The following is a 16,626-nucleotide window of genomic DNA, read 5'->3' as shown; positions in this document are numbered from 1 at the left end:
CCGCTCAGGCCCAGAGGTCGGTGACCTGGATGCCCAGCTCGCCCAGCAGGCGGCGCAGCAGGGGCAGCGAGAGCCCGATGACGTTGCCCGGGTCGCCCTCGATGGAGTCCACGAACGGCGCCGAGCGCCCGTCCAGGGTGAAGGCCCCCGCCACGTGCAGCGGTTCGCCGGAGGCGACGTAGGCGGCGACCTCGGCGTCCGTCGGCTCCCCGAAGCGCACCGTGGTGGACGCCGTCCGCGAGACGGTGCGGCCGGTCGTGGTGTCCGTCAGGCAGTGCCCGGTCCGCAGGACCCCGGCGCGGCCGCGCATCGACTTCCAGCGGGCGGTGGCCTCCTCGGCGTCGCCCGGCTTGCCGAGCGCCTGTCCGTCGAGCTCCAGCACCGAGTCGCAGCCGATGACCAGGGCCCCGGCGGCCTCGGGGAGCGCGGCGACGGCGGCCGCCTTGGCCTCGGCCAGGACGAGCGCGAGATCCGCGGGGGTGGGGGCGGTGAGGGCGTCCTCGTCGACGCCGCTGACGATGACTTCCGGGGCGAGGCCGGCTTGGCGGAGCAGGCCGAGGCGGGCGGGGGAGGCGGAGGCGAGGACGAGGCGGCGGGGTGCGGTCATGCGCGCCATCGTACGGACGCGGGCCGTTGCGGGGGCGCTGCCCCCGGGCCCCCGCCCCTCAATCGCCGGAGGGGCTTGGTTTTGCCGCCGGAGGGACTTGGTTTTGCCGCCGGAGGGGCTTGGTTTCAGTCAGCGCGTGCCCAGTACGAACATCGCGACGACCATCGCCAGGGCCAGGACCAGGCCTGCGCGGCGCATCATCGTTTCCGCGTCGCGGAGTTCCTTGGGGGGCTTGTTCTCGGGGTCGGACCAGAGCATGGGTCGATCCTGCTGCGGGGGGTTCGGGCGGCGCCTGAGTACGCGTACTCAACCGCCGCCCCTCGCGTCACCAGCGGTTACGCGGGCCAGTACGTGCGGGCCCAGGCGCGCGGGCCCGGCAGGTGGCGGCCGCGGCGGGCCAGGCGGCTGGGGTGGGACCAGCCGGCCGGGGGCTCCGGGGTGTTGGACGGCACCTCGGACACCGCGGCGGCACGGGCCCGGACCACCGCGAGCGCGGCGGCCAGTTCCTCGGGGGTCGGGTTGCCCCGTACGACCTTGATCATGGCCAGGACCCTTTCTAGAGGGGGATGTTGCCGTGCTTCTTGGGCGGCAGGGCCTCGCGCTTGGTCCGGAGCTGGCGCAGGCCCCTGACCACGTGTGCCCGGGTGTCGGACGGCATGATCACCGCATCCACGTAGCCGCGTTCGGCCGCCACGTACGGATTGAGGAGCGTGTCCTCGTAGTCCGCGATCAGTTCGGCGCGGGTGGCCGCCCTCTCGTCGGCGTCCGTGACGGCGGCGATCGTACGGCGGTGCAGGATGTTCACCGCGCCCTGCGCGCCCATGACGGCGATCTGGGCGGTCGGCCAGGCGAGGTTGATGTCGGCGCCCAGGTGCTTGGAGCCCATCACGTCGTACGCGCCGCCGAACGCCTTGCGCGTGATCACCGTGATCAGCGGGACCGTCGCCTCCGCGTACGCGTAGATCAGCTTGGCGCCGCGGCGGATGATGCCGCCGTACTCCTGGTCGACGCCCGGCAGGAAGCCCGGCACGTCCACGAAGGTCAGCACCGGCACGTTGAACGCGTCGCAGGTGCGGACGAAACGCGCCGCCTTCTCGCTGGCGTTGATGTCCAGGCAGCCGGCGAACTGCATCGGCTGGTTGGCGACGACGCCGACGGGGTAGCCCTCGACGCGGCCGAAGCCGGTGATGATGTTCGGCGCGAACAGGGCCTGGGTCTCCAGGAACTCGCCGTCGTCCAGCACGTGCTCGATCGCGGTGTGCATGTCGTACGGCTGGTTCGCCGAGTCCGGGATGAGCGTGTCCAGCTCGCGGTCCTCGTCGCTGACCGCCAGGTCCGCCTCCTCCGGGAAGGCCGGGGCCTCGGAGAGGTTGTTCGACGGGAGGTAGGACAGCAGCGACTTGACGTACTCGATGGCGTCCTTCTCGTCGCCCGCCATGTGGTGCGCGACGCCCGAGGTGGTGTTGTGCGTACGGGCGCCGCCCAGCTCCTCGAAGCCGACGTCCTCACCGGTGACCGTCTTGATGACGTCGGGGCCCGTGATGAACATGTGCGAGGTCTGGTCGACCATCACCGTGAAGTCCGTGATGGCGGGGGAGTACACCGCGCCGCCCGCGCACGGGCCGACGATCAGCGAGATCTGCGGGACGACGCCCGAGGCGTGCACATTGCGCCGGAAGATCTCCGCGAACAGCCCCAGCGCCGCGACGCCCTCCTGGATGCGCGCCCCGCCGCCGTCGTTGATGCCGATGACCGGGCAGCCGGTCTTCAGCGCGAAGTCCATCACCTTGACGATCTTCTCACCGTAGACCTCGCCCAGCGAGCCGCCGAAGATGGTGAAGTCCTGCGAGTACACGCAGACGGGACGGCCGTCGACCGTGCCGTAGCCGGTGACGACGCCGTCCCCGTACGGCCGGTTCTTCTCGATGCCGAAGTTGGTCGAGCGGTGCCGGGCGAACTCGTCGAGCTCCACGAAGGAACCCTCGTCGAGCAGCAGCTCGACGCGCTCGCGCGCCGTCAGCTTGCCCTTCGCGTGCTGCTTCTCCACCGCGCGCGCCGACCCGGCGTGGGTCGCCTCCTCGATACGGCGCTGCAGGTCCGCGAGCTTGCCCGCGGTCGTGTGGATGTCGGTCTCTTCCGGCTCGGACATCGGGTGGCGGCTCCCTGCCTGGTCACGGGGACGACTTGGCTGCTGAACGAACAGCTACTGAGCCGTAGCGTATCGGCGCGGATACGGTTCGGCAGTGCGTCCTTTGACACACCTAGGGTGGCTTGCATGACACCTTCGGATGCGCCACAGAGCCGTTGGTCGGACCTGGACCGGCCGCCCCTCAACGTCCCCGCGCTGCGCCGCGGACTGCTGCGGGAGGGCTCCCTGTGGACCGCCCTCGACGTCGTCGGGTCCACCGGCTCCACCAACACCGATCTCGCCGCGCGCGCCGCGGGCCTGAGCGAGGGCACGGTCCTCGTCGCCGAGGAGCAGACCGCCGGGCGCGGGCGCCTGGAGCGCACCTGGACCGCCCCGGCCCGCTCCGGTCTGTTCTTCTCCGTCTACCTGACGCCCGGGGACGTGCCCGCCGAGCGCTGGGGCTGGCTGCCGCTGCTCACCGGCGTCGCCGCCGCGACCGGCCTCGCGCGCGCGGCGGGCGTCGACATGGCCCTGAAGTGGCCCAACGACCTGCTCGTCACGGTCGAGGGGGAGGAGCGCAAGACCGGCGGAATCCTCGCCGAGCGGGCCGGCGACGGCGTCGTCATCGGCATCGGCCTCAACGTCTCCCTGCGCGCCGACGAGCTCCCCGCCCCCACCGCCGCCTCGCTCGCCCTGGCCGGTGCGGTCTCCACCGACCGAGAGACGCTGCTGCGGGGCGTCCTGCGCTCGCTGGAGCACTGGTACGGGCTCTGGCGCGACGCGGACGGCGACGCCGGGGCGAGCGGGGTGCAGGAGGCGTACGCGGCGGGCTGCGCGACCCTCGGCAAGACCGTACGGGCCCAGCTCCCCGGCGACCGCACGCTCACCGGGGAGGCCGTCGCCGTCGACGGGGACGGCCGGCTCGTCCTGGCCACCGGCGGCGGGCTGCGCGAACCGGTGTCCGCGGGCGACATCGTGCACCTGCGGGGCGTGGCGGGCGGCCTGACCTGAACCGGGAGCGCCCCGGGCTCGTGCCCTGAGGACGTGAGGTAGGGCACACCTGCCGTATCGTTGAGGTGATCCACCGACGGACAGATCGGCAGGGCAGTGCGCAGGGAACGGGCAGGAGGCGGCTGGTGACCGTCGACGACACGACCTCCGGCGATGGCGCGCAGCAGTCACCGGACCCCTCGGTGCACTCCACACCGCACCACGAAGTCGACCACACGGCCGAGCCGACCGACGACCCCCTCGCGATCCGGCTGGAACAGCTGATCCTGGGCGCCGACCGCCGCTACACGCCGTTCCAGGCGGCCCGCACGGCCGGCGTCTCCATGGACCTGGCCTCCCGCTTCTGGCGGGCCATGGGCTTCGCGGACATCGGCCAGGCCAAGGCGCTCACCGAGGCCGACGTGCTGGCCCTGCGGCGGCTCTCCGGTCTCGTGGAGGCCGGGCTGCTCAGCGAGCCGATGGCCATCCAGGTCGCCCGGTCGACCGGGCAGACCACCGCCCGGCTGGCCGAATGGCAGATCGACTCCTTCCTGGAGGGCCTGACCGAGCCCCCCGAACCCGGCATGACCCGCACCGAGGTCACGTACCCCCTGGTCGAACTGCTGCTGCCCGAGCTGGAGGAGTTCCTGGTCTACGTGTGGCGGCGCCAGCTCGCCGCCGCCACGGGCCGGGTCGTGCAGGCGGCGGACGACGACGAGATGGTCGACCGGCGCCTGGCCGTGGGCTTCGCGGACCTCGTCGGCTTCACCCGGCTCACCCGCCGTCTGGAGGAGGAGGAGCTCGGCGAGCTGGTCGAGTCCTTCGAGACCACCTGCGCCGACCTGGTCGCGGCGCACGGCGGCCGGCTCATCAAGACCCTCGGCGACGAGGTCCTGTTCGCCGCCGACGACGCGGGCACCGCGGCCGAGATCGCGCTGCGCCTGGTCGAGGCGATGACCGTGGACGAGACGATGCCGGCGCTCCGGGTCGGCATCGCCTTCGGCACGGTCACCACCCGGATGGGCGATGTCTTCGGCACCACGGTGAACCTGGCCAGCCGGCTCACCTCGATAGCGCCCAAGGACGCGGTGCTGGTCGACGGGGCGTTCGCCGAGGAGCTGACGCGTACGGGCGACGCCCCGGTCTCCGAGGCGCGGGCGGCCGAGGAGGCCGCGGCGGCGGCCGAGCGGGCCAAGGAGGGCCCGGACGCGGAGGTGGTCCCCGTGCCGAAATACCGTTTCGGTCTCCAGCCCATGTGGCAGCGCCCGGTCCGCGGGCTCGGCGTGGTCGAGCCCTGGCTGCTGGCCCGGCGCGGCACGTCCTGAATCCGTTCCGCACACCCTTTCGGGGGTGAGCTCTAGGATCCCTTCGGTAACGCTCGTTAACCGACAGGGGTGCAGCCATGACCGTCACGTCCGAGCAGCGGTACGGGGAGTTCGTCGTCGTCCGGGCCCACGAGGGCCTGGAGCACGTCGCCGAGCTGGTTCTCGACCGGCCGAAGGCCATGAACGCGGTGTCCACGGACATGGCCCGCTCGATCGCCGCCGCCTGCGACGCGCTCGCCGCCGACCGTGACGTGCGCGTCACCGTCCTGACCTCCAGTCATGAGCGGGCGTTCTGCGTGGGCGCGGACCTCAAGGAGCGCAACTCCTTCTCCGACGCCGACCTGGTGCGCCAGCGGCCCACCGCGCGCGCCGCCTACACCGGCGTGCTGGAGCTGCCCATGCCGACGATCGCCGCCGTGCACGGCTTCGCGCTGGGCGGCGGCTTCGAGCTGGCCCTGTCCTGCGACCTGATCGTCGCCGACCCGACCGCCCTGGTGGGCCTGCCCGAGGTGTCCGTCGGCGTCATCCCGGGCGGCGGCGGCACCCAGCTGCTGCCGCGCCGGGTCGGAGCCGCGCGCGCCGCCGAGCTGATCTTCAGCGCCCGTCGGGTGCACGGTCCCGAGGCCCGGGAGCTGGGCCTGGTGGACGAGCTGGTGGCGGAGGGCGAGGACCGGGCCGAGGCGCTGGCCCTGGCCGGCCGGATCGCCGCCCACTCGCCGGTCGGGCTGCGGGCGGCCAAGCGGGCGCTGCGGCTCGGGCACGGGCTCGACCTGCGGGCCGGGCTCGAGGTCGAGGACTCCGCGTGGCGGTCGGTGGCCTTCTCCGGGGACCGGGCGGAGGGCGTGGCCGCGTTCAACGAGAAGCGGAAGGCGAACTGGCCGGGGGAGTGACCCTGGGTGTCCGTTTCCCGCCCGGCCGGTCACGCTCCGGAGTCGCCGAGTGATCGTCGAGGCCATATCGCCCTAAACTGGCGCAATGGGTGGTGACGACGCACGACTGCGCGCCGTGGTCTCGCTGGCGCAGACGATGGCCGCGGCGCAGACGCCCCGGGAGTGCTGGCGAGCCGCCGCCCTGGGGGCCTGCCAGGCGCTGGGCGGCAGCTTCGCCGCGCTCTCGGTCTGGGAGCGCGACCGGGGCAGGCTGAGGGTCCTGGTCAACGCGGGTGAGCGGGCCGAGGGCGAGGAGGAGTTCCCCGACGAGGAGGTCTACCCGGTCCACCGGTTCCCGGAGATCACCGAATTCTTGCACGAGCGGTGGGCCGGGGGCGGTGAGCCGGACGCCTGGGTGGAGACCGCCGAGGGCCCGGTGGACGGCGGTCCGGGCCGGGAGCCCGCGGCCGGTGCGCACGGATACGGACCCGGCTACTGCCACCAGCGGGTTGCGGCGCTGCGCCGTCGCGGGCGGGGGTGCTGCGTGGTCGCGCCGATCGTGCTGCACGGGCGGGCTTGGGGCGAGCTGTACGTGGCGCGGCCGGTGGGCGAACCGGTCTTCGGGCGCGCGGACGCCGACTTCGCGACGGTGCTGGCCGCCGTGGTGGCCGCCGGGCTCGCCCAGACCGAGCGCCTGGAGGAGGTCCGCAAGCTGGCCTTCACGGACCCGCTGACCGGCCTCGCCAACCGCAGGGCCGTCGACGTGCGGCTGGACGAGGCGCTGGAGGCGCACCGGGCGGAGGGTGCGGTGGTCAGCCTGGTCGTCTGCGACCTGAACGGGCTGAAGGGGGTCAACGACACCCATGGCCACGCGGTGGGCGACCGGCTGCTGGAACGTTTCGGCTCCGTGCTGTCCCGGTGCGGGGCCATACTGCCCGGCGCGCTGGCGGCCCGGCTGGGCGGCGACGAGTTCTGCCTGCTGGCGGTGGGCCCCGGGGCGGACGAGGTGGTCGCCGTGGCCACCGAGCTGTGCGAGCGGGCGGCCGGGCTGGAATTCGGCAACGGGGTCGCCTGCGGGATCGCGTCCACCGGCGACGAGGTCGGGCCCGTGGTCTCGGCCCGGCGGCTGTTCCGGCTGGCGGACGCGGCGCAGTACCGGGCGAAGGCGGCCCGCGCGGCGCGCCCGGTGGTGGCGGGGCGGGACGACGAGGTCATCCGGCTGGCCGACGCCCCGCCGAAGTCCCCGCACGACCGCCGCCACCTGCGCGGCAACCCGCCGGAGGCGTGACCCGTACGCCCGGTGCGCGCGTCGGCACCGGCGTAAGGGGTCAACCCGCCGACCACTGGTGACATGGCGGGTTTCAATCCGTACGCTGCTGAATATGGATATGCATACAGTCGTGGTGGGGACGTCCGGCACCACCGCTCAGGACGTCATCGCCGTGGCCCGCGGCAACGCCCGTGTCGAGCTCTCCGCCGACGCGGTGGCCGCGCTGGCCGCCGCCCGCGAGATCGTGGACGCGCTCGCCGCCAAGCCCGAGCCGGTCTACGGCGTCTCGACCGGCTTCGGCGCCCTGGCCAGCCGCCACATCAGCCCCGAGCTGCGCGCGCAGCTCCAGCGCAACATCGTCCGCTCGCACGCCGCCGGCATGGGCCCGCGCGTCGAGCGCGAGGTCGTCCGGGCGCTGATGTTCCTCCGGCTGAAGACGGTCGCCTCCGGCCACACCGGTGTCCGCCCCGAGGTCGCGCAGACCATGGCCGACGTGCTGAACGCCGGGATCACCCCCGTCGTCCACGAGTACGGATCGCTCGGCTGCTCCGGCGACCTGGCGCCCCTGTCGCACTGCGCGCTGACCCTGATGGGCGAGGGCGACGCGGAGGGCCCCGACGGCACCGTCCGCCCGGCCGGCGAACTGCTCGCCGCGCACGGCATCGCCCCGGTCGAGCTGCGCGAGAAGGAGGGCCTGGCCCTCCTCAACGGCACCGACGGCATGCTCGGCATGCTGATCATGGCCCTCGCCGACCTGCGGACGCTCTACACCTCGGCCGACATCACAGCCGCCCTCTCCCTGGAGGCCCTGCTCGGCACGGACAAGGTCCTCGCCCCCGAGCTGCACGCCATCCGCCCGCACCCCGGCCAGGGCGCCAGCGCGGACAACATGCTGCGGGTGCTCGCCGGGTCGGGCCTCACCGGTCATCACCAGGACGACGCGCCGCGCGTCCAGGACGCCTACTCGGTGCGGTGCGCGCCGCAGGTGAACGGGGCGGGCCGGGACACCCTCGCGTACGCCGCGACCGTCGCCGACCGCGAGCTGGCGTCCGCCGTGGACAACCCGGTGGTGCTTCCCGACGGGCGGGTGGAGTCGAACGGCAACTTCCACGGGGCGCCCGTCGCGTACGTCCTGGACTTCCTGGCCATCGCCGCCGCGGACCTGGGGTCGATCACCGAGCGCCGGACCGACCGGCTCCTCGACAAGAACCGTTCGCACGGGCTGCCGCCGTTCCTGGCCGACGACGCGGGTGTGGACTCGGGGCTGATGATCGCCCAGTACACCCAGGCCGCCCTGGTCAGCGAGATGAAGCGGCTCGCCGTCCCGGCCTCCGCCGACTCCATCCCGTCCTCCGCCATGCAGGAGGACCACGTCTCCATGGGCTGGTCCGCCGCGCGCAAGCTGCGTACCGCCGTCGGCAACCTCGCCCGGATCGTCGCCGTCGAGCTCTACGCGGCGACCCGCGCGGTCGAGCTGCGCGCCCAGCAGGGGCTGACCCCGGCCCCCGCCACGCGCGCCGTCATCGAGGCGCTCCGGGCCGCCGGTGTCGAGGGCCCCGGTCCCGACCGCTTCCTGTCGCCGGACCTGGCCGCGGCCGACGCCTTCGTGCGGGCGGGTGGCCTGGTCTCCGCGGTCGAACCGGTCACCGGTCCGCTGGCCTGAGCCCGATCTCGGGGAGCGCGCCCGAATCCGCGTCGGCGCCCGTCGTCGCCGCCGTGCCGGGCGCGGCCCCCGTATCGCCCGTGGCGTTGGCCGACGGGACGAACCACAGGGCGCACAGCAGCGCCCCCGCGGCGGCGGCGGTCAGGAGCGGGCGGCGGGCGATGGCCACGGAATCGGTCCCCCTTGCGACGGCCGGACGTCCGGCTCGTCCCGATGCTAGGGCTGCCGTCCGGATCACGCCAGGGCCCCGCCGAACGCATGGCGGCGGGGCCGCCGGGGAAGGCGTGCACGACGGGGCGAGCCCCTGGCGTCCCGCACAATGGGAGGGAGGGCGACGGCTGCGGCGGCCCGGAGCGGCGGGCCCGACCTGCGGGAACGCAGGCCCTGCCCGCTCGTGGCGGACCGGAGCCGGTCCGTGTCGCGGACGCGGGAACCACCGCCCCCGGCACGGCGTCGAAGAGTGGTGTTCCCCACACATTCGGCGCACGTGGAACGGGGATCCCGTACAAGGGGTTCTTGGAACATTGACGGGGTTTCGCCGTTGGGCGGCCTTGTTCGGGGTTTTTGGGGATTTCGGCAACGATGGAGAAGCGTGTGATGACGGACAGCAAGCGGCGCAAGGGCCTGATGGCCGCGTCCGCACTGCTCGGCGGCGTACTGGTGCTTTCCGCCTGTGACGACGGCGGGGACAAGGCCGGGCCCAGCCCCGAGAGCTCGAAGTCCCAGGCGGCCGACGTCGACAAGGCGGCGGCCCAGGAGACCTCCGAGGCGCAGATAACGATCGCGCCCAAGAACGGCGCGACCAACGCGAGCATCAACAACGCCGCCAAGGTCACCGTCGCCAAGGGCAAGCTGACCGAGGTCACGATGACCAGCGCGGACGGCAAGAGCGTCCAGGGCACCCTCGCCGCCGACGGCACGAGCTGGCAGCCGGACGCCCAGCTGGAGCGCTCGACCACCTACAAGGTCAGCGCCACGGCGAAGGACGCCAAGGGCCGCGAGGCGCACGAGAACTCCTCCTTCACCACCGTCTCGCCGGACAAGAGCTTCATCGGGAACTTCACCCCCGAGGACGGCTCCACCGTCGGCGTCGGCATGCCCGTCTCCATCAACTTCAACAAGCCGATCACCGACACCAAGGCCGTCCAGGACGGCATCAAGGTGACCTCCAGCAGCGGCCAGGAGGTCGTCGGCCACTGGTTCAACAACCAGCGCCTCGACCTGCGCCCCGAGAACTACTGGCAGGCCGGTTCGACCGTCACCCTGAAGCTGTCCCTGGACGGCGTCGAGGGCTCGGACGGCGTCTACGGCGTCCAGCAGAAGACGGTCACCTTCAAGATCGGCCGCGCCCAGGTCTCCACGGTGGACGCCAAGACGCACATGATGACCGTCACCCGGGACGGCAAGACCATCAAGACCATCCCGATCTCCGCGGGCGGGCCCGACAACCCCACGTACAACGGTCAGATGGTGATCTCCGAGAAGTACAAGGAGACCCGGATGAACGGTGCCACCGTCGGCTTCACGGACGACGACGGCAAGGGCGAGTACGACATCAAGGACGTGCCGCACGCCATGCGGCTGTCCACGTCGGGCACCTTCATCCACGGCAACTACTGGGGCAAGGGCATCTTCGGCAAGGTCAACACCAGCCACGGCTGCGTCGGCCTCCAGGACGTCAAGGGCGCCGGTGACGCCGAACAGCCCGCCGCGTGGTTCTACAACAACTCCCTGATCGGTGACGTCGTCATCGTCAAGAACTCCCCGGACAAGACGATCCAGCCCTCCAACGGCCTGAACGGCTGGAACCTCAGCTGGGCCGAGTGGACGGCGGGCTCCACCGCCTGACCGGTCCGCTCCCGGCCGAACCCCACCCCGTACGCCGAAGGCGGCGGCACCCCACCCGGTGCCGCCGCCTTCGGCGTACACACTGTTCTCATCCGGCTCTCATGGCGGCCTTAACCCACCATCACGAGCCGTTCCTAGCCTCGCGCCATGTTCTTCACCTACCTCCGGCGCGAGCTGCGCCGCCGCAGAAAGGCGGCGCTCGTCGTCGCCTCCGGGCTCGCCCTCGGGATTGCGCTGGTCATCGTCGTCAGCTCCGTCTCCTCGGGCATGAGCAAGGCCCAGGACAAGGTCCTCGAATCGCTGTACGGGCTCGGCACGGACATGACCGTCACCAAGGCGGCCACCGCGCCCAAGTCCGGCTCCACCGGCCGCCCCAAGTTCGAGTTCGACGCCAGGGACAGCGACGACGACGCGACCCAGAGCACGGACCGGGTCATGGTCCAGGGCTTCCAGACCCTGGCCTCCTCCACCGTCACGAAGGTCGGCGAGCAGGACGGCGTCGCCGGTGCGGTCGGCGGGCTGAGCCTGTCCGTCATGAAGGTGGACGGCCAGTTCAAGCGCGGCGAGTTCAAGCAGGAGGGCGGTACGGGCCAGGGCGGCACCGGACGCGGGCCCGGCGGCGGCAGCGGCATGCCGCAGGGCGAGGTCAAGGGCGGCGGCGCCTCCTTCGACGTCAACTCCTACACGGTGTACGGCACCGACGTCACCCAGCAGGACCTCGGCCCGCTCACCTCCTCGAAGATCACCTCCGGCCGCACGTTCAAGACGACCGAGACCAACGCGAAGGTGGCCGTCGTCGACTCCGCGTACGCCAAGGAGAAGAGCCTCGCCACCGGCAAGACCCTGACCGTCCACGGCACGAAGTTCACGATCATCGGCGTCTCGACGGCCGACAGCGGCGACGCAGCCGCCAACGTCTACATCCCGCTCAAGCAGGCGCAGACGCTCTCCGACTCGAAGGACAAGGTCACCACGGTCTACGTGAAGGCCGCGGACTCGCAGAAGATCGACGGCGTCAAGTCGGCCATCCAGAAGAACATCTCCGGCACCACCGTCACCACCTCCGCCGACCTCGCGGACACCGTCTCCGGCTCCCTGTCCACCGCGTCCGACCTGGCCGCCGGCGTCGGCAAGTGGCTGTCCATCGCCGTCCTGGTCGCCGCGTTCCTCGTCGCCGGGCTCCTCACCTCGTCCGCCGTCAGCCGCCGGGTGCGCGAATTCGGCACGCTGAAGGCCCTCGGCTGGAAGAGCGGCCGGGTCACCCGCCAGGTCGTCGGCGAGGCCCTGGTCAACGGCCTCATCGGCGGCGTGCTCGGCATCGCCGTCGGCCTGGCCGGCGCCTACGCGGTCACCGCCGTCAGCCCCACGCTCACCGCCGAGCTCGGCTCCTCCGGCGGCGGGGCGCGCGGCGGCATGATGGGCGGCGGCGGGCCCGGCTTCGCCCGGCAGAGCGCGTCCAAGGCCCTCGACATCGCGCTCACCGCGCCCGTCTCCCTCTCCGTCATCCTCACCGCCGTCGCCCTGGCCGTGGCGGGCGGGCTGATCGCGGGCGCCTTCGGCGGCTGGCGCGCTTCCCGGCTGCGCCCGGCGGACGCGCTCCGCCGCGTCGAATAGCAGCCCGGACCCCACACCCCGTCAGGAGACCACCCATGTACACCCTTCAAGGCGTCACCAAGCAGTACCAGCGCGGCAAGTCCACCGTGCGCGCCCTCGACGGCGTCGACCTCACCATCGAGGACGGCGGCCGCCTGGTCATCCAGGGGCCCACCGGCGGCGGCAAGTCCACCCTGCTCCAGATGCTCGGCGGCCTGGACCGGCCCACCGCCGGGAGCATCGAGCTCGACGGGATGGACCTGGCCAGGCTCAGCGAGGCCAAGCTCACCAAGGTGCGCGCCGAGAACATCGGCTTCGTCTTCCAGAGCTTCAACCTCATCCCGACACTCACCGCCCAGGAGAACGTCGAGACGGCCCTCGTCCCCCTCGGCGTCAAGGCGTCGGAGCGGCGCGGAAGGGCGGCCGAGGCACTGGAGTCCGTCGGGCTCGGCGAGCGCCTGGGCCACGTGCCCGGCGAGATGTCCGGCGGCCAGCAACAGCGCGTCGCCATCGCCCGGGCCCTCGTCAAGCGGCCCAAGGTGCTGCTCGCGGACGAGCCCACCGGCAACCTGGACGAGTCCATGCGCGACGAGATCATGGAGGTCCTGGAGACCCTGTGGAAGGAGCACGGGCTCACCTTCGTCATGGTCACCCACGACAGCTCCATCGCCCGCCGCGCCCCGCGCCTGGCCACCATCCGCAAGGGCAAGGTCACCATCACGGAGAACGCCCCCGCCTGACCGCATGACCTCAGGGGTAATCGACGCCCTCCGGTGCCCTCGGCAGCATGGACTCCATCAGCCGAACCGACGACCGCACGCACCGGAGGGCCCACCATGACCGCTTACGCCATCGCGCACCTGTACCCCGAGGGCCGTCCCAACGCGGAGGTCATCGACTACATCGAACGCATCCAGGCGACGCTGGACCCGTACGGCGGGCGCTTCCTGGTCCACAACGCGCCGGTCGAGGTGATCGAGGGCGCGTGGCCGGGCGCGGTGGTCGTGGTCGGCTTCCCCACCATCGAGGAGGCGCGCGCCTGGTATGCCTCCCCGGCCTACCAGGAGCTGGTGCCGCTGCGGGCGCGGAACATGGCGGGCGACGTGGTGCTCGTGGAGGGCGTCGCCCCGGACTACGACCCGAGGGCCACCGCGGCGGCGCTGCGGGGCGCCACTCCACCGGCGTAACGCCTGGATTTCCGAATCCTCACCGTCGAGGCGGCGCGGCTGTGAGATTCACCACTTCGGCGGTGGTCCGGTCGCGGCCCCGACCCGGCCAATCGTGCCCGGAACCGGCCTCCCACAAGGCCGTTGGCCCAGGTCCGGGGCCTCTGGGCGCCCGATCGGCAGGTGGCTGCCACGGGCCGGGGCACCGGGCCACTGGGAGAATCGATACGCCACGACGGTCCTGTCACGCCGCGCTCGCGAGCGGTACGCGCGATGTTCCGGCGACACCCTCAATGGGGAGGGGGACCTGGCGCCCCCCGGGACGGGGGCGCCCCCGCGTATGAGCCGACCCATGGAAGGTCTTGATCAGATGCCGGTCACCCCTGACTCCGCCACCTCGCACGCCGCCGAGAACCGCATCATCGAGCCGTTGTACGCCGAGGTCCTGCGCCGCAACCAGGGCGAGAAGGAATTCCACCAGGCGGTCCGGGAGGTCCTGGAGACCCTCGGCCCCGTGCTGGCCAAGCGGCCGGAGTTCGTGGACGCCCGGGTCATCGAGCGCATATGCGAGCCGGAGCGGCAGCTCATCTTCCGCGTGCCGTGGTCGGACGACTCGGGCGACATCCACGTCAACCGCGGCTTCCGCGTCGAGTTCTCCAGCCTGCTCGGCCCGTACAAGGGCGGACTGCGCTTCCACCCCTCGGTCAACCTCGGCATCGTGAAGTTCCTCGGCTTCGAGCAGATCTTCAAGAACGCCCTCACCGGCATGCCCATCGGCGGCGGCAAGGGCGGCGCGGACTTCGACCCGAAGGGCCGCTCCGACGCCGAGATCATGCGGTTCTGCCAGTCCTTCATGACCGAGCTCCACCGCCACGTCGGCGAATACACCGACGTGCCCGCCGGTGACATCGGGGTCGGCGGCCGCGAGATCGGCTACCTCTTCGGCCAGTACAAGCGGATCACCAACCGCCACGAGTCCGGCGTCCTCACCGGCAAGGGCCTCGGCTGGGGCGGCGCCCTCGTCCGCACCGAGGCGACCGGCTACGGCTGCGTCATGTTCACCGCCGAGATGCTGCGCAGCCGGGGCGAGTCCCTGGACGGCCAGCGCATCTCCGTCTCCGGCTCCGGCAACGTCGCGATCTACGCCATCGAGAAGGCCCAGCAGCTCGGCGCGACCGTCGTCACCGCGTCGGACTCCGGCGGCTACGTCGTGGACGACAAGGGCATCGACCTCGACCTGCTCAAGGAGATCAAGGAGCGCGGCCGCGGCCGCATCTCCGAGTACGCCGAGCGGCGCGGCGCCCACGTGAAGTACGTCGAGGGCACCGGCGTCTGGAACGTCCCCGTGGACGTGGCCCTGCCCTGCGCCACCCAGAACGAGCTGCACGAGGCCGACGCGCTCGCCCTCGTCCGCAACGGCGTCAAGGCGGTCGCCGAGGGCGCCAACATGCCCACCATCCCGGAGGCCGTCCGCGTCTTCCAGGACGCCGGTGTGGCCTTCGCCCCCGGCAAGGCGGCCAACGCGGGCGGCGTGGCCACCAGCGCCCTGGAGATGCAGCAGAACGCCTCGCGCGACTCCTGGACCTTCGCCCACACCGAGCAGCGCCTCGCGGAGATCATGCGCCACATCCACGACTCCTGCTACACCACCGCCGAGAAGTACGGCAGCCCCGGCAACTACGTCGTCGGCGCCAACATCGCCGGCTTCGAACTGGTCGCCGACGCGATGCTGGCCCAGGGGCTCATCTGACCGGCTCTCAGGGCGCCTCGGCCGGCACGAACGCCGGTTCTCCGGCCGAGGCACCGCGTACCAGGTAACGGGTCAGCCGCCGGCCGGCCGCGACCTCGTCCCCGGGACCCGAAGGCAACGGCCGGCGCAGCTGGCGGTAGAGGTCCAGCCGGTGCAGGTCGAAGGCCGCTTCGAACAGGTCGGCGAAGGTCGCGGCGCGGGCGGGCAGCCAGACCAGCAGGGCGAGCGCGGCCGTGCCGAGCCCGACCGGCAGCGCCCACCACGTCCACACGGTGAAACCGGCCGACAGCAGAGCCCACAGCAGGCCCATCACCGCACCGTCCACGGCCGCCCGTGCCGCCAGCAGTTCCGTACGCACGTGCTCCGGCAGCAGCAGCCAGAGGTGGGGCCAGACGGCCACCGGGTCCAGACCGTACTTGTCCACCGGCCGGCTCTCCGCCGCGCGGAGGACGTTGCCCACCCTGGTCGGCATCAGCCGCTCCGGGCTGCTCGGCACCCGCCGCCGCGCACGGTCGAGCTGCTGGAAACGCGTCTGCTCCTCCGCCGTGGCCCTGCCCTCCAGGACGGCGGGGGCCAGCGCCTGCAACTGGGCGTTCCGGCGGTCCGCGGCACGTGCCACCCGGCGCACCAGCGCGCGGCGCAGCGGGGCGAGCCGGCGCGGCACGTAGCCCTCCAGCACCCGCAGCGCGCTCCCGGCGGCCGCCTTGACGGCCATCCCGGACGCCATCACGCCGATGAGCAGCCCGACCAGGACCACCACCTGCACGGCGGCGGTCCGGCCCTGCAGCCACGTGCCGAGGCCGCCGAGCGCGCTCCAGCCGCCATGGCCGTACGTCCAGGCCAGGAGGCCGCCCGTCCAGAACACCAGGGCGGGCCCGGCCGCAGCCGCCCACCGCTCGGCCAGCTTCCCGCCGACCGACTCCCAGAACTTGCCGATCACGGCGCCCCGCCGTCCGCGAGCAGCACCGATCCGTGCGTCGGGCACCGGGGAACGCGCTGCCCGATGTCCAACCGGTACCAGATGTAGTCGCCTTCGGCGCAGACAAAGCGATGCGCGTCGACCGGTTCGCCGTCACCGCTGAGCCACGCCGCCCGGACCTGGGGCGGCCGGTGGTCCGGGTCCGCGAGGATCGACGTGGCCAGGCTGAGCACATCGGGCCGCTGCCCCAGCACGGCGGCCACCTCCTCCCCGACGTCCTCCCCGGCCGCCGCGCGCGCCAGGGCGTCGGCCAGCAGGGCGTCGATCCTCGCCCCCTCCGCCGGGCCGAGCAGTTCGGTGAGGTACCCGCGCACCGTCCTCGCGGTGATGAGGAGTTGGTTCATCGCTGCTTCCCCTTCGGTACGAACACGCCCCCGTGCGGCGGACGACGGCCGGGAACGCCGGAAGGCCGACGCCGCCGGAGCGCCCGGACGACAA

Annotated in this window: 17 protein-coding genes; 10 read left to right on the top strand and 7 right to left on the bottom strand. The window is 72.5% G+C overall.

The window, feature by feature from the left end; translation table 11 throughout:
- Positions 1 to 4: 4 nt before the first annotated feature.
- From AB0L33_RS06415 to AB0L33_RS06400, 4 genes are all read right to left on the bottom strand, one after another.
- On the bottom strand, positions 5 to 616 hold the full coding sequence (locus AB0L33_RS06415; RefSeq protein ID WP_365678249.1) for a nucleoside triphosphate pyrophosphatase: 612 nt from the start codon (positions 614 to 616) through the stop codon (positions 5 to 7).
- A gap of 120 nt (positions 617 to 736) precedes the next feature.
- Entirely contained in the window at positions 737 to 865 is a 129-nt protein-coding gene (locus tag AB0L33_RS06410) for a hypothetical protein (protein ID WP_265871413.1), read from the bottom strand.
- A 77-nt stretch (positions 866 to 942) separates the two neighbouring features.
- Complete coding sequence (locus AB0L33_RS06405) at positions 943 to 1,149, bottom strand: acyl-CoA carboxylase epsilon subunit (protein ID WP_365678247.1); 207 nt, start codon at positions 1,147 to 1,149, stop codon at positions 943 to 945.
- 14 nt (positions 1,150 to 1,163) lie between these two features.
- Positions 1,164 to 2,756, bottom strand: a complete 1,593-nt coding sequence (locus tag AB0L33_RS06400) for an acyl-CoA carboxylase subunit beta (RefSeq protein ID WP_365678245.1) — start codon at positions 2,754 to 2,756, stop codon at positions 1,164 to 1,166.
- 126 nt (positions 2,757 to 2,882) lie between these two features.
- On the opposite strand from AB0L33_RS06400, the gene AB0L33_RS06395 reads away from it, so the two are divergent.
- The 5 genes from AB0L33_RS06395 (at position 2,883) to hutH (ending at position 8,852) form a co-directional block, all read left to right on the top strand.
- Positions 2,883 to 3,746, top strand: coding sequence for a biotin--[acetyl-CoA-carboxylase] ligase (locus AB0L33_RS06395; protein WP_365678243.1), 864 nt, complete (start codon positions 2,883 to 2,885; stop codon positions 3,744 to 3,746).
- Between the two features lie 125 nt (positions 3,747 to 3,871).
- Entirely contained in the window at positions 3,872 to 5,050 is a 1,179-nt protein-coding gene (locus AB0L33_RS06390) for an adenylate/guanylate cyclase domain-containing protein (RefSeq protein ID WP_365678241.1), read from the top strand.
- 77 nt (positions 5,051 to 5,127) lie between these two features.
- Positions 5,128 to 5,940 (top strand): enoyl-CoA hydratase-related protein, encoded by an 813-nt coding sequence (locus tag AB0L33_RS06385; RefSeq protein ID WP_365678239.1) that lies wholly within the window; start codon positions 5,128 to 5,130, stop codon positions 5,938 to 5,940.
- An 85-nt stretch (positions 5,941 to 6,025) separates the two neighbouring features.
- Positions 6,026 to 7,207: a GGDEF domain-containing protein gene (locus tag AB0L33_RS06380; RefSeq protein ID WP_365678237.1), complete on the top strand. Its 1,182-nt coding sequence runs from the start codon at positions 6,026 to 6,028 to the stop codon at positions 7,205 to 7,207.
- Positions 7,208 to 7,307: 100 nt separating this feature from the next.
- Positions 7,308 to 8,852 carry a histidine ammonia-lyase gene (hutH, locus tag AB0L33_RS06375; RefSeq protein ID WP_365678665.1) on the top strand — a complete coding sequence of 515 codons (1,545 nt, stop codon included), beginning with the start codon at positions 7,308 to 7,310 and terminating at the stop codon, positions 8,850 to 8,852.
- Here hutH and AB0L33_RS06370 read toward each other — a convergent pair.
- Positions 8,833 to 9,021 (bottom strand): hypothetical protein, encoded by a 189-nt coding sequence (locus AB0L33_RS06370; protein WP_365678235.1) that lies wholly within the window; start codon positions 9,019 to 9,021, stop codon positions 8,833 to 8,835. The genes hutH and AB0L33_RS06370 overlap by 20 nt on opposite strands.
- 413 nt (positions 9,022 to 9,434) lie before the next feature.
- On the opposite strand from AB0L33_RS06370, the gene AB0L33_RS06365 reads away from it, so the two are divergent.
- From AB0L33_RS06365 to gdhA, 5 genes are all read left to right on the top strand, one after another.
- Positions 9,435 to 10,700, top strand: coding sequence for an Ig-like domain-containing protein (locus AB0L33_RS06365; protein WP_365678233.1), 1,266 nt, complete (start codon positions 9,435 to 9,437; stop codon positions 10,698 to 10,700).
- Positions 10,701 to 10,847: 147 nt separating this feature from the next.
- Positions 10,848 to 12,314: an ABC transporter permease gene (locus AB0L33_RS06360; protein WP_365678231.1), complete on the top strand. Its 1,467-nt coding sequence runs from the start codon at positions 10,848 to 10,850 to the stop codon at positions 12,312 to 12,314.
- A 35-nt stretch (positions 12,315 to 12,349) separates the two neighbouring features.
- Positions 12,350 to 13,033 carry an ABC transporter ATP-binding protein gene (locus AB0L33_RS06355; protein WP_365678229.1) on the top strand — a complete coding sequence of 228 codons (684 nt, stop codon included), beginning with the start codon at positions 12,350 to 12,352 and terminating at the stop codon, positions 13,031 to 13,033.
- 96 nt (positions 13,034 to 13,129) lie between these two features.
- The gene (locus AB0L33_RS06350; protein WP_365678227.1) at positions 13,130 to 13,480 is read left to right on the top strand and encodes a DUF1330 domain-containing protein; all 351 of its coding nucleotides are present in this window, start codon (positions 13,130 to 13,132) and stop codon (positions 13,478 to 13,480) included.
- A gap of 349 nt (positions 13,481 to 13,829) precedes the next feature.
- The gene (gene gdhA, locus AB0L33_RS06345) at positions 13,830 to 15,209 is read left to right on the top strand and encodes an NADP-specific glutamate dehydrogenase (protein ID WP_365678225.1); all 1,380 of its coding nucleotides are present in this window, start codon (positions 13,830 to 13,832) and stop codon (positions 15,207 to 15,209) included.
- Between the two features lie 7 nt (positions 15,210 to 15,216).
- Here the strand turns inward: gdhA and AB0L33_RS06340 are convergent, their stop codons facing one another.
- Positions 15,217 to 16,149: a hypothetical protein gene (locus tag AB0L33_RS06340; protein ID WP_365678223.1), complete on the bottom strand. Its 933-nt coding sequence runs from the start codon at positions 16,147 to 16,149 to the stop codon at positions 15,217 to 15,219.
- Positions 16,146 to 16,532, bottom strand: coding sequence for a hypothetical protein (locus AB0L33_RS06335; RefSeq protein ID WP_365678221.1), 387 nt, complete (start codon positions 16,530 to 16,532; stop codon positions 16,146 to 16,148). The genes AB0L33_RS06340 and AB0L33_RS06335 overlap by 4 nt, the downstream gene beginning before the upstream one ends.
- Positions 16,533 to 16,626 lie beyond the last annotated feature (94 nt).

It is taken from the genome of Streptomyces sp. NPDC052299 (assembly GCF_040679335.1).
In the GTDB taxonomy this organism is placed as follows: Bacteria; Actinomycetota; Actinomycetes; order Streptomycetales; family Streptomycetaceae; genus Streptomyces.
This window is presented reverse-complemented; position numbering and strand designations above follow the sequence as displayed.

Excerpts from the sequence above, each read along its gene's own strand:
- AB0L33_RS06380 (WP_365678237.1), top strand. The coding sequence starts at position 6,026 with ATGGGTGGTGACGACGCACGACTGCGCGCCGTGGTCTCGCTGGCGCAG.
- AB0L33_RS06400 (WP_365678245.1), bottom strand. The coding sequence starts at position 2,756 with ATGTCCGAGCCGGAAGAGACCGACATCCACACGACCGCGGGCAAGCTC.
- gdhA (WP_365678225.1), top strand. The coding sequence starts at position 13,830 with ATGCCGGTCACCCCTGACTCCGCCACCTCGCACGCCGCCGAGAACCGC.
- hutH (WP_365678665.1), top strand. The coding sequence starts at position 7,308 with ATGCATACAGTCGTGGTGGGGACGTCCGGCACCACCGCTCAGGACGTC.
- AB0L33_RS06410 (WP_265871413.1), bottom strand. The coding sequence starts at position 865 with ATGCTCTGGTCCGACCCCGAGAACAAGCCCCCCAAGGAACTCCGCGAC.
- AB0L33_RS06335 (WP_365678221.1), bottom strand. The coding sequence starts at position 16,532 with ATGAACCAACTCCTCATCACCGCGAGGACGGTGCGCGGGTACCTCACC.
- AB0L33_RS06350 (WP_365678227.1), top strand. The coding sequence starts at position 13,130 with ATGACCGCTTACGCCATCGCGCACCTGTACCCCGAGGGCCGTCCCAAC.
- AB0L33_RS06355 (WP_365678229.1), top strand. The coding sequence starts at position 12,350 with ATGTACACCCTTCAAGGCGTCACCAAGCAGTACCAGCGCGGCAAGTCC.
- AB0L33_RS06415 (WP_365678249.1), bottom strand. The coding sequence starts at position 616 with ATGGCGCGCATGACCGCACCCCGCCGCCTCGTCCTCGCCTCCGCCTCC.
- AB0L33_RS06365 (WP_365678233.1), top strand. The coding sequence starts at position 9,435 with ATGGAGAAGCGTGTGATGACGGACAGCAAGCGGCGCAAGGGCCTGATG.
- AB0L33_RS06385 (WP_365678239.1), top strand. The coding sequence starts at position 5,128 with ATGACCGTCACGTCCGAGCAGCGGTACGGGGAGTTCGTCGTCGTCCGG.
- AB0L33_RS06360 (WP_365678231.1), top strand. The coding sequence starts at position 10,848 with ATGTTCTTCACCTACCTCCGGCGCGAGCTGCGCCGCCGCAGAAAGGCG.
- AB0L33_RS06395 (WP_365678243.1), top strand. The coding sequence starts at position 2,883 with ATGACACCTTCGGATGCGCCACAGAGCCGTTGGTCGGACCTGGACCGG.
- AB0L33_RS06405 (WP_365678247.1), bottom strand. The coding sequence starts at position 1,149 with ATGATCAAGGTCGTACGGGGCAACCCGACCCCCGAGGAACTGGCCGCC.